The sequence below is a fragment of the Polynucleobacter sp. genome, assembly GCF_030693775.1.
In the GTDB taxonomy this organism is placed as follows: domain Bacteria; phylum Pseudomonadota; class Gammaproteobacteria; order Burkholderiales; family Burkholderiaceae; genus Polynucleobacter.
The window spans coordinates 359,189-369,365 of record NZ_JAUXZY010000005.1; the positions used below are offsets into that span (position 1 = coordinate 359,189).

At 50.4% G+C, this 10,177-nt stretch carries 12 protein-coding genes; 8 read left to right on the forward strand and 4 right to left on the reverse strand.

Features of this window, described 5'->3' with window-relative positions:
• The first annotated feature begins 138 nt into the window (after positions 1 to 138).
• From Q8M75_RS09860 to aroB, 4 genes are read left to right on the forward strand one after another with little or no spacing between them, the layout of a single operon-like run.
• Positions 139 to 855: a hypothetical protein gene (locus Q8M75_RS09860; protein ID WP_305488995.1), complete on the forward strand. Its 717-nt coding sequence runs from the start codon at positions 139 to 141 to the stop codon at positions 853 to 855.
• A 3-nt stretch (positions 856 to 858) separates the two neighbouring features.
• Positions 859 to 1,971, forward strand: coding sequence for a type II and III secretion system protein (locus tag Q8M75_RS09865; protein WP_305488998.1), 1,113 nt, complete (start codon positions 859 to 861; stop codon positions 1,969 to 1,971).
• A gap of 51 nt (positions 1,972 to 2,022) precedes the next feature.
• On the forward strand, positions 2,023 to 2,508 hold the full coding sequence (locus Q8M75_RS09870) for a shikimate kinase (RefSeq protein ID WP_305489128.1): 486 nt from the start codon (positions 2,023 to 2,025) through the stop codon (positions 2,506 to 2,508).
• Positions 2,505 to 3,590, forward strand: a complete 1,086-nt coding sequence (aroB, locus tag Q8M75_RS09875; RefSeq protein WP_305489001.1) for a 3-dehydroquinate synthase — start codon at positions 2,505 to 2,507, stop codon at positions 3,588 to 3,590. Before Q8M75_RS09870 ends, aroB begins: the two co-directional genes overlap by 4 nt.
• A gap of 16 nt (positions 3,591 to 3,606) precedes the next feature.
• Here the strand turns inward: aroB and cyaY are convergent, their stop codons facing one another.
• On the reverse strand, positions 3,607 to 3,999 hold the full coding sequence (cyaY, locus tag Q8M75_RS09880) for an iron donor protein CyaY (protein WP_305489004.1): 393 nt from the start codon (positions 3,997 to 3,999) through the stop codon (positions 3,607 to 3,609).
• A gap of 32 nt (positions 4,000 to 4,031) precedes the next feature.
• Between cyaY and Q8M75_RS09885 the strand changes: the two genes are divergently transcribed.
• Together Q8M75_RS09885 and lysA are read left to right on the forward strand one after the other, a co-directional pair.
• Complete coding sequence (locus Q8M75_RS09885) at positions 4,032 to 4,217, forward strand: lipoprotein (protein WP_305489007.1); 186 nt, start codon at positions 4,032 to 4,034, stop codon at positions 4,215 to 4,217.
• A complete protein-coding gene (gene lysA / locus Q8M75_RS09890) occupies positions 4,214 to 5,515 on the forward strand; it encodes a diaminopimelate decarboxylase (protein ID WP_305489009.1) in 1,302 nt (433 codons plus the stop codon). Before Q8M75_RS09885 ends, lysA begins: the two co-directional genes overlap by 4 nt.
• Positions 5,516 to 5,568: 53 nt before the next feature.
• Here the strand turns inward: lysA and Q8M75_RS09895 are convergent, their stop codons facing one another.
• Positions 5,569 to 6,258, reverse strand: coding sequence for a cytochrome c (locus tag Q8M75_RS09895; RefSeq protein WP_305489012.1), 690 nt, complete (start codon positions 6,256 to 6,258; stop codon positions 5,569 to 5,571).
• 106 nt (positions 6,259 to 6,364) lie between these two features.
• Here Q8M75_RS09895 and yihA point away from each other — a divergent pair, with 106 nt between their 5' ends.
• Together yihA and hemB are read left to right on the forward strand one after the other, a co-directional pair.
• Positions 6,365 to 7,072, forward strand: coding sequence for a ribosome biogenesis GTP-binding protein YihA/YsxC (gene yihA, locus Q8M75_RS09900; protein WP_305489015.1), 708 nt, complete (start codon positions 6,365 to 6,367; stop codon positions 7,070 to 7,072).
• Positions 7,041 to 8,048, forward strand: coding sequence for a porphobilinogen synthase (hemB, locus tag Q8M75_RS09905; protein WP_305489018.1), 1,008 nt, complete (start codon positions 7,041 to 7,043; stop codon positions 8,046 to 8,048). The genes yihA and hemB overlap by 32 nt, the downstream gene beginning before the upstream one ends.
• 15 nt (positions 8,049 to 8,063) lie before the next feature.
• Here the strand turns inward: hemB and dsbD are convergent, their stop codons facing one another.
• Positions 8,064 to 9,791, reverse strand: coding sequence for a protein-disulfide reductase DsbD (gene dsbD / locus Q8M75_RS09910; protein ID WP_305489020.1), 1,728 nt, complete (start codon positions 9,789 to 9,791; stop codon positions 8,064 to 8,066).
• Positions 9,792 to 10,121: a divalent-cation tolerance protein CutA gene (gene cutA, locus Q8M75_RS09915; protein WP_305489023.1), complete on the reverse strand. Its 330-nt coding sequence runs from the start codon at positions 10,119 to 10,121 to the stop codon at positions 9,792 to 9,794.
• Positions 10,122 to 10,177: the final 56 nt, after the last annotated feature.

Genomic DNA, 10,177 nt, shown 5'->3' on the forward strand with positions numbered 1-10,177 from the left:
TGTCGGCCGCTTATCTCCGCGTAAATCAGATTTAGCCGACACAAGAGCCGCCTTTTACCGATAGTACTTACGTGTGCAATCAGGAAAAATCATGGCGTGCCGAAGCGATCCATTTCCCCTAACTCTTTTGATGCCATTTTGAGTGAATTAGGAGATGACCCAGCTATCAGTCATCCAGCCCGCAGAAAGTCTTCCATACCCGAGAACCAGACCATGAATCGCCATTCCTATGAGGCGGATGCGAATCGCCTTGAAGAGCAATTTCCGCAACATAAAAACCGCAAGGGTGATCCCATACAGGCAGTATCTGGTCCCGGGGTAAAAAATCTCCCGTTCAGCACGCTCTTACAGGAAAGGCCGATTTGGCTTGCAATGATCGCCTGCATCGTAGCTAGCACATTACTCAATAGCTATTGGCTGTTTGAATTGCGCTCGGCACACAGTTTGCAGCCACTTGCGGCTGATGAGGCTGGCCAAAGCGCTGATGAAGTCAAGACGCTTGTTCTCAGCCTGAAGGACCAGCTTGAAGACAATCAGGATGCCCTGTTATCCGAATTGGAATCACTAGCCAGCATGGCATTGCAAAATGCCAGCACAAAACGGACTGGTAGCGCCCCTGCACCGGCGCCAAAAATTAGCCCCGCCGAACAGTCTCTTAAGCGGTGGCGCTACTTGGGTATGAGCGATTCCAGCTCGGGCATCAGCGGTCTTTTTCATACAGGGGAGGGCATACAACACATTGCACTCAATAGCCCTGCATTAGAGGGGTGGCGCCTTTCCTTGGTTACGCGTGAGCTGGCAACACTGACGTCCAATGATGGCAAGTCTGTTGCCATTTCAGTCAGCAAGGAGTAATGCATGGGATTGCTGTATTGCCTCCTTTTATTTCTAGTCATTGCAGTTAACCCATTGAATGGGGCGCATGCGGCTCCCAGTAGCCAGGCAACAGTTGCAATACCTTCGGTTCAGCAAAATGCCATCAGCCTACACTTTGCCAACATTGAGGTCAGCGGGCTTTTGCACGAATTAGCGCGCCTTGGTGACACCAACTTTTTGCTTAGTGAGTCAATTCAAGGGCGTATGTCAGTCAACCTTAAAAATACAGCCTGGCACACCGCCTTACACTCCATTTTGGCGAGCAGGGGTTTAGGCATCATTCGGCAAGGCGATATTTACTGGATTGCTCCCCATGCTGAAATTCTGAGTTTTCAAAAGCACCGCAGAGAAGATGCCGCATTGCCTTTTGGGGGTGACCACCTCAACAGCCCAAAGCAAATTTTGATTGAGGCGCGCATTGTGGAGGCGGATCACCGTTTTGCACGCAACTTGGGCGCCAAGCTGGGATTGCAGGCCAAGGGCATTCGTGGCAATGCCGATAATAATCTCATCAGCAATCTGGACCTGGGCGCTTCGGGGCTGACTGGTTTTGATCCCAGTACTATGGCAGCAACCCTCTTATCTAAAGGAGCGACACGACTACTGCAGATGGAGCTGTCCGCATTGGAAAGCGATGGCCAGGGAAAGATTTTGTCCAATCCCCGCATCATGACGGCTGATCAGGTAAAGGCTACGATTGAACAAGGCACCGAAATTCCTTATCAAACATCGAGTCAAACGGGCAGTAAATTGCAGTTCCGTAAGGCCAATTTACGCCTTGAAGTTGTTCCCAAAATTCATCCTGACGAAAAGATTTCCATGCTCGTTTCCATCAACAAAGATACGGTCGGCATGAAAACCGAACAAGGATATGCCATTGACACAAAAAATCTGAGTTCGGAAGTCACGGTTGAAAATGGTGGAACCGTGATTATTGGTGGCATCTACCAAACCACGGAGCGCGAGGATATAGTCAAAGTCCCTTTATTAGGGGACATCCCCCTAATTGGGCACTTTTTTCAACATAAATCCACCTTGCGCGATAAAACCGAGCTATTGGTCTTCATAACCCCCACCATACTCGGCAAACCCTAATAAAATCGTGGGGTGAATTCCTTAACAAAAAACATTTATCTTGTTGGCCTGATGGGCGCCGGTAAATCCACGGTGGGTAAATTATTGGCTCGCAAATTAGACCGTCGATTTATTGATGCCGATGCATTGATCGAAGAGCGCTGTGGCGTGAAAATCCCCGTCATTTTTGAAATGGAGGGTGAGGCCGGCTTTCGTAAGCGCGAAGCGCAAGCCATTAAGGAAGCAGTGGCGGAAGAGTCTATTGTTCTTGCTACCGGTGGTGGCGCCGTCATTCTTCCAGAAAATCGAGCCTTACTCAGTAGCCGAGGCACTGTGATTTATTTACACGCAGGACCAACAGAACTTTGGCACCGCACCAAGGGCGGCGAAGGTCGTCCTCTTTTACAAACCGGGGATGCGCGGCAAACCCTAGAGAATTTATACCGGGTACGTGATCCGCTCTACCGCGAGATCGCAGACCATGTAATTGAAACTGGCAAGCCCAGCGTGAATCAGCTGGTCCATACATTACTGATGCAACTCGAACTCTCCCCATGAAAACATTACACGTCGACTTAGCTAGCCGTAGTTATCCCATCTACATTGGCACTAATTTACTTGAGCAAGCAGCCTTATTTGAGCCCCACCTCAAATCCAGCACCACCGTTTTCATTGTGAGCAATACAACCGTTGCGCCGCTGTATGCGAAAACGCTAATGAACACCCTAAGCCAACTGGGTAAAACCGTTCGCTTGCTGGAGTTGCCAGATGGCGAGTCATATAAAGACTGGCAGCACTTGCAACTCATTTTTGATGAACTGCTGGCACATGGCGCTGATCGTCAAAGCATGATCGTGGCACTGGGCGGCGGCGTGGTGGGCGATATGGCAGGCTTTGGCGCTGCTAGCTTCATGCGTGGCATTCGCTTTATACAAGTGCCTACCACCCTACTAGCTCAAGTTGACTCGTCGGTTGGCGGCAAAACTGGCATTAATCATCCGCTTGGGAAAAATATGATTGGCGCCTTTCACCAGCCAGTGGCCGTGATTGCCGACTTAAATACACTGCGCACATTGCCGCCCCGCGAGCTCTCTGCTGGTCTGGCTGAGGTCATTAAACATGGTGCGATTGCCGATGCTGATTTCTTAGATTGGATCGAAGCTAATGCTGGTGCACTGCTTGCATGCGATACCGATGCCATGGCCCACGCTGTGTTACGCTCATGCGAAATTAAGTCTGCGGTTGTTTCTGCTGATGAGCGTGAAGGAGGAATTAGGGCCACTTTAAATTTTGGTCATACCTTCGGTCATGCGATTGAATCGGGACTTGGGTATGGTGAATGGTTGCATGGTGAGGCGGTAGGCTGCGGGATGGTGATGGCAGCTGATCTCAGTGCCCGCTTAGGCCAAATTAACAAAATGGATGCGGAGCGCCTTAAGCGCATCATTGCATCCATGCATTTACCCATCGCACCACCAAAGCTAGGTAGTCAGCGCTTTATGGAATTAATGCAGGTTGATAAAAAGACAGAAGCAGGAAAAATTCGCTACATCACATTAGGGTCGATTGGCGCTGCGCGCATTCAGCAAGTGCCGGACACTACTGTTATTGAAACGCTCCTTGCTACTGGCGCAGCGTAACAAAACGAAGCTGTACTTATTTGAGACCGATGGTTAGCGGCTGGCCTGCTTGTGCACTAGCAAACTCCGATAAATCGCTGAGTAACTCACGGCCGGTTTTGGTATCAAGCCATAGCGGCTTGCTCATGCTACCCGCCCAGCGGTAATGAAAGCCGCCACACTTTGCGGCTACCCAGATTTCATGAAGGGGTGGCTGGGTGTTAACCACAATCACACTGCGATCACGAAACTGGATGGTAATGACGTTGCCCCCCTGGCGCGACACATCCAGATCAAGGTCGAGGCGATCATCGGCGGCCTCTAATGCCAATTCGATCGACTGCAGTAGGTGCGCACCCAACTGATGAAATTGCGAGTCATCAATTGCTTCCACCGCTGAATTGCTAGGCTTGGTATCAGGCTGCTGCATGCTATATTCAATCATTCGTAATAAAGATAACCATGATAGCCAATCTAATCAGAGCGCTGGGCATTGGACTTCTAATATCCCTCACGGGATGCGGGGTTAGAGGTCCACTGTATTTACCTACGGTACCACCCGCTCCCACCCCCCCAACTCAAGCTGAGCCTAAGGGCGTTTTATACCCGCCTAGTAGTCCAGCCAGCGCCAACCCACCAAAGCAATGACCGCCGACTCCCAATCTAATCCCCTACCCCATTTAGCCGGCTTTTCAGAGCGTGGCGGCCAGTGGTATGCCGAGGGCGTTTCCTTAGCAAGCCTGGCGGAGCAATACGGAACGCCCCTTTACATTTACAGTAAACGTGCAATCACAGAGGCGTATCAGGCTTACGATCGTGCTTGCGTAGATGCAGCCGGGAAGCGGCGTGCCCGCATCCACTTTGCAATGAAAGCCAATAGCAATTTAGCGGTTTTGGATTGCTTAAGAAGATTAGGGGCTGGCTTTGATCTAGTCAGCGGCGGCGAACTGGCCCGCGCCTTAGCCATTGGTGCCGAGCCTTCGAGTCTTGTCTTTGCTGGAGTAGGCAAATCTGCTGCTGAAATTGCAGCAGCATTAAATGCCGGCGTTAAATGCATCAATGTGGAGTCGATTCCGGAGTTGCATCAAATCAATCGCATCGCTTCACAGCAGGGTTGCCGCGCGCCCATTTCCTTGCGCGTCAATCCCGATGTCGATGCACAAACACACCCGTATATTTCTACTGGACTCAAAGATAATAAGTTTGGTATCGCTTACCACGAGGTTCTGAAAACCTATCGCGAGGCAGCGCTCTTATCGCACATCGACGTCGTGGGCATTGATTGCCACATTGGCTCGCAAATCACTAGCATCGCGCCTTACTTGGATGCCGTTGATAAAGTATTGGACTTGGTGGTCCACCTCAAAAAAGAGGGGATCGTGATTCACCACCTCGATTTAGGAGGCGGCCTTGGTATCTCTTACGGAGCCGAAACGCCACCCGATATTACTGAATTTACTAACGCCCTGCTAAATCACGTTGCTAAGCGCGGCTTTGCGCACCTGGATGTAGTGCTTGAGCCGGGTAGATCACTGGTTGGTAATGCCGGTGTTTTACTCACGCGTGTGGAGTATCTAAAACCCGGCGCTGAAAAGAATTTTTGTATTGTGGATGCGGCAATGACTGAGTTAATGCGCCCCGCACTCTATGAGGCGTATCACGCGATTGTGCCGATTCAAGCAAAAGAACTTTCGCATCAGACCTATGATGTGGTGGGACCGGTTTGTGAGTCCGGCGATTGGCTTGGCCGTGATCGTGCGCTTGCGATTGCGGAAGGCGATTATTTAGCCATCCTATCTGCTGGAGCGTACGGCTTTGTGATGTCCTCAAACTACAACACTCGCCCCCGCCCCGCTGAGATCATGGTGGATGGCGACAAAGCCTATGTGATTCGTGATCGCGAAAATGTCAGCGATCTTTTTGCGGGCGAACGGACTCTGCCTTAAAACAAAAAACCCCGCACAGCATGCGGGGTTTGCATTTAATGCAGTAAGCAGGTTTAGCGTAAACCAGCCATGTAATCTGAAACTGCCTTCATTTCAACATCCGATAGCTTCGCAGCAATGGCGGTCATTGCTGCATTATTTTTACGAGTGCCATCGCGGAAGTAACCGAGTTGTGCAACGGAATAATCCGCCCACTGTCCGCTGAGGAGAGGATATTGCGATGGGATACCAGCACCGTTGGGACTATGGCATGCGGCACAAGCTGGGATGCCTTTTTCTGCAATACCGCCTGCATAAATTTGCTTACCCAATCCAATGGTCTCTTTATTTTGGGCAACACCCAAGGAAACCGTTTGCTTACTGAGATACGCAGCAATATTGGCCATATCTTGTTCTGTTAAGGCAGCGGACATACCCGCCATGATGGCATTTGCACGTGTGCCGTCTTTGTAGTTTTTAAGCTGCTTGATGGTGTAAGCACTGTGCTGGCCAGCTAGCTTAGGCCATGCACCGGCAGCACTCTTGCCTTCGGCACCGTGGCAACTTGCGCAGCCAATTACGCCCCGCTGTGGGTCGCCGTTGGTATACAACTTCTCTCCAATCGCTGCATCGGGTTTGGCCGGTTTAGCAGCAGGGTCCGCAGCAACACTGTGAGCGCTAAAACCAAGGCTGGCAGCTGCCAAAAGGGCCATAAAACCAGACCGAAAGCCGTTTAATTTGGAGATTTGAACAGATTGACGCATTATGTTTACCTTAACAAAAATTCCTAAGAGTGCATGGATAACGCCAATTTACCGACGCCCACCATTTCTTCCACTATTTTCCGTGATTTTACAATAGCTTGCACACATGTCTAAACTCTTTCAAGCGCGTTTCGCCACCACCGTAAACGACATCCACTGCCTACCTGAGCTGGGGCTGCGTGAGGTCGCCTTTGCTGGCCGGTCGAATGCGGGCAAATCCACAGCCATTAACGTCCTTTGCAATCAAAAAAGGTTGGCTTTTGCCAGTAAAACCCCTGGGCGGACCCAGCACATCAATTATTTCGGGGTTTTTGCCAAAGAGGACCTATTGGCTTACTTGGTGGACCTGCCGGGTTATGGATACGCTGCCGTCAACCGAGAAACCAAATACCACTGGAACGGCCTTCTAAGCGACTATTTGCAGCAACGTAACCCTCTGGTTGGCCTGATCCAGATTGTCGACGCTAGGCGGGGGATTACGGATCTGGATGAGCAAATGATCCAGTGGTTTGTGCCGACCGGCAAGCCGATTCATATTTTGCTGAGCAAGTGCGACAAATTGAACAAAAGTGAATGCCGTCATGCCCTTGAGGCGGTGACCAAGCAATTGCAGCAGTACGATCCGGACTTGGGTGACGGCGCTAAGGTATCTTCCCGATTAACAGCGCAGCTATTTTCGAGTACAAAGCGAATTGGGCTGGAAGAAGCCGATAAACTGATTCTAAGTTGGCTGTTTCCTGAAGCTGAATCCATTACCGCACCTTTAACTACCGATATACCCCATGAGCTCACTATTCCAGTTTCCCGCCCATAGACCCCGCCGGATGCGTCGCGATGATTGGTCGCGTCGCTTGATTCAAGAAAATACCCTGTCTTGCAGTGATTTGATTTACCCGGTGTTTTTACTGGAAGGCAACAATCAAACCGAAGCGGTCAAGTCCATGCCCGGCGTTAATCGGGTGTCGCTCGATTTACTCTTACCCGTTGCACAAGAATGCGTGACTTTGGGCATCCCAGTACTTGCCCTGTTTCCAGTCATCAGTAGTCAACTTAAAACCCCCGATGGGCAAGAGGCGTTTAACCCCAACGGACTGGTTCCAACTGCGGTACGCGAGCTAAAAAAACACTTCCCTACTCTGGGCATCATGACCGATGTTGCGCTGGACCCCTACACCAGCCATGGTCAAGATGGTGTCTTGGATGATGCCAGCCGGATTCTGAATGATGAAACTACCGCCATCCTCGTAAAGCAAGCCGTCATGCATGCTGCTGCTGGCGTTGATATTGTGGCACCCTCAGACATGATGGATGGTCGCATTGGCGCCATTCGTGCTGCACTTGAAAAGCAAAACTTGATTCACACCCGCATCATGGCCTACTCAGCCAAATATGCATCGGCGTTTTATGGTCCATTTCGGGATGCAGTGGGTTCGGCGCAAAACCTCGGCAAAGCCGATAAGAAAACTTATCAAATGGATGTCGCAAATAGCGATGAAGCATTACGTGAGCTCGCCCTTGATATCAGTGAAGGCGCTGATATGGTGATGGTTAAGCCCGGCATGCCCTACCTGGACATTGTTCGCAGAGCCAAAGATACGTTTGCATACCCCACCTTTGCCTACCAAGTGAGTGGCGAATATGCCATGCTAAAAGCAGCGGCGCAAAACGGCTGGCTTGATCACGATGCAGTGATGATGGAATCGCTGATGGCATTTAAACGCGCCGGTGCGGATGGGGTATTGACGTACTTTGCACTCGAGGCTGCCCGCTTTCTAAAAGCAAAGTCGTAAACGAGTCTTGTTTGCTTAAGGTGCTGCTGCGTTTAGACGCAGTAAGAAGCGATCTGGCGGCATAAAGCCAACTACGCGCTGATTGTTCTGCTCCTCACCCGCAGCATTAAACATCAGAATGCCGGGCGGACCAAATAAACCATAGCGCTTTAACAAAGCCTGATGCTCCGCAGTGTTGCTGGTGACGTCAGCCTGTACCAAAATAAATTCCTGCATCTTTTTGGCAACGGCTGGATTGGCAAAGGTCTTGATTTCCATTTCTTTACAGCTAATACACCAGTCGGCATAAAAGTCGAGCAGCAATGGTTTCCCTGTGCGCTTAGCTTCTTCAAAGAAGGGTTGCAATGCTTCGATCGATCCAATCACCTTAAACTTCAATTCACCAAGCTGCTTCTCAGAGCGTGCCAATCCACCACCATTACCACTTGATGAATTGGTATTGCCAAGCAGAATCGGCGACACAATCCACGCAGCCAGCACGATCAGCATGATGCCCAGTATGCGCTGAAGACCAATCATCCATTTGCCTGTCGTTGGTATCAGCATGCGCGCCTCTACAGCAATGAAAAAGAGTGGCAGCCCCATACCAAGCGCCATTACAAATAGCAAACTGCCACCCAAACTCATCGATCCGGTATGCGCTATAAAGCCGAGCACGCCGGCAAGCGGCGCGGTGATACATGGACTGGCTACCAAGGTGGATATACCGCCCAGAATAAAAGCACCCGCGATACTTCCGCCTTTTTGACGGCCAGCAATCCGATCAATGTGACCATGCCAAGACTGGGGGAGGCTCAGCCCGTAAAAACCAAATAGACTTCCAGCAAGCACCAAAAGCAATATCGCAAAGGCAATTAACACGATGGGGTTTTGCAGCGCTTGTTGTGCGCCGCTGCCCAATGCCGCCATCAATACTCCAGCCAGCGCATACATAAGGGCCATCCCCAAAATATATGCTGCCGCAAGCACGGCTGCGCGGGTCTTTTTAATGGGTTTACTGCCTTGCGTACCGAAAACAATGCTCGACAAAATAGGTAGCATTGGCAATACACAGGGCGTAAATGCTAATGCCAGGCCAAGCACAAAGAAAGCAATGAATAAATAAGTGGTGGGCGTTTCTTCTAAAAATCTACTAATGGCATTCACATCATCGCGCTGCTGCCACAAACCCATAAAACGATCAGCAACACTTGCTTGTTGATTGCTCGTGGCGCTGCTAGCACTCTGGAGTGCTTCATCTGGCATGGGCATAACCTGCACGCCCGGCGCAGCGATATTGAATTTCAAGGTGGTGGGTGGGTAGCAAATTCCGCCATCGGCACAGCCTTGTAAATCGACTTCAATCTGAATGCCCTGGCCTTTTTCTGCCAATGCAGCCCCGCCCGGCAGAGTCAACACAATGTCGATGGGGTACCGATAAATCGGCATGTTTTTCTGAAAGGTCTCATCAAACTTCACTTCGGCTTTGGGTAATGTTGCCGTCAAAGTTTGGCTGACACCATCACCCTGTATCAGCCGAAACTGGAAGGCCTCTTGGTAGAGGTAGTATCCCTTTGCCGTTAAAAAATTAATTTGCAGTTGCGTCTTGTTTTCAAGCCAGCTGACGGTTACCGGAAAGGCTTTATCGGGATGTAAAAAGGCTTTCTGAGCGCTGGCCGGCAGCAACAATAGAAAGCTAGCTGCGATCGCAATGGCAGCTAATAGCCATGCATTGATTCGGGAATGGGCTTGAAAGAGCATCATCTAATTAGGCGCAATTGTTGTCTCTGCAATAACCCAACGAGCATAGTCTGTATGGCTATGGGTAATTGGCTGAGCAATAATTTCAGGAACGTCGTAGGGGTGATTCTGCTTGATAAAGGATGAAATCGTAGACCACTGCTGAGCAGTGGTTTTTGCCACCAGCACCACCTCTTGCTCCTCGCAGATGCGGCCTTCCCAGCGGTAAATGGATTGCACGCCGGGCTGTAGTTGTACGCAGGCCGCTAAATGACTATCAACTAAGCGCTTTGCCAATGCCTTGGCGGCATTCTGGTCTGGAAGGCTTGTCATCACCAAGAGCAATTCAGTCATTGCAAGAATCCATTGTTCACTGTGTGATTCATACAGTGGGGTCATTAAAAAAGCAA

Excerpts from the sequence above, each read along its gene's own strand:
- Q8M75_RS09865 (WP_305488998.1), top strand. The coding sequence starts at position 859 with ATGGGATTGCTGTATTGCCTCCTTTTATTTCTAGTCATTGCAGTTAAC.
- Q8M75_RS09870 (WP_305489128.1), top strand. The coding sequence starts at position 2,023 with ATGGGCGCCGGTAAATCCACGGTGGGTAAATTATTGGCTCGCAAATTA.
- aroB (WP_305489001.1), top strand. The coding sequence starts at position 2,505 with ATGAAAACATTACACGTCGACTTAGCTAGCCGTAGTTATCCCATCTAC.
- cyaY (WP_305489004.1), bottom strand. The coding sequence starts at position 3,999 with ATGCAGCAGCCTGATACCAAGCCTAGCAATTCAGCGGTGGAAGCAATT.
- Q8M75_RS09885 (WP_305489007.1), top strand. The coding sequence starts at position 4,032 with ATGATAGCCAATCTAATCAGAGCGCTGGGCATTGGACTTCTAATATCC.
- lysA (WP_305489009.1), top strand. The coding sequence starts at position 4,214 with ATGACCGCCGACTCCCAATCTAATCCCCTACCCCATTTAGCCGGCTTT.
- Q8M75_RS09895 (WP_305489012.1), bottom strand. The coding sequence starts at position 6,258 with ATGCGTCAATCTGTTCAAATCTCCAAATTAAACGGCTTTCGGTCTGGT.
- yihA (WP_305489015.1), top strand. The coding sequence starts at position 6,365 with ATGTCTAAACTCTTTCAAGCGCGTTTCGCCACCACCGTAAACGACATC.
- hemB (WP_305489018.1), top strand. The coding sequence starts at position 7,041 with ATGAGCTCACTATTCCAGTTTCCCGCCCATAGACCCCGCCGGATGCGT.
- dsbD (WP_305489020.1), bottom strand. The coding sequence starts at position 9,791 with ATGATGCTCTTTCAAGCCCATTCCCGAATCAATGCATGGCTATTAGCT.
- cutA (WP_305489023.1), bottom strand. The coding sequence starts at position 10,121 with ATGACTGAATTGCTCTTGGTGATGACAAGCCTTCCAGACCAGAATGCC.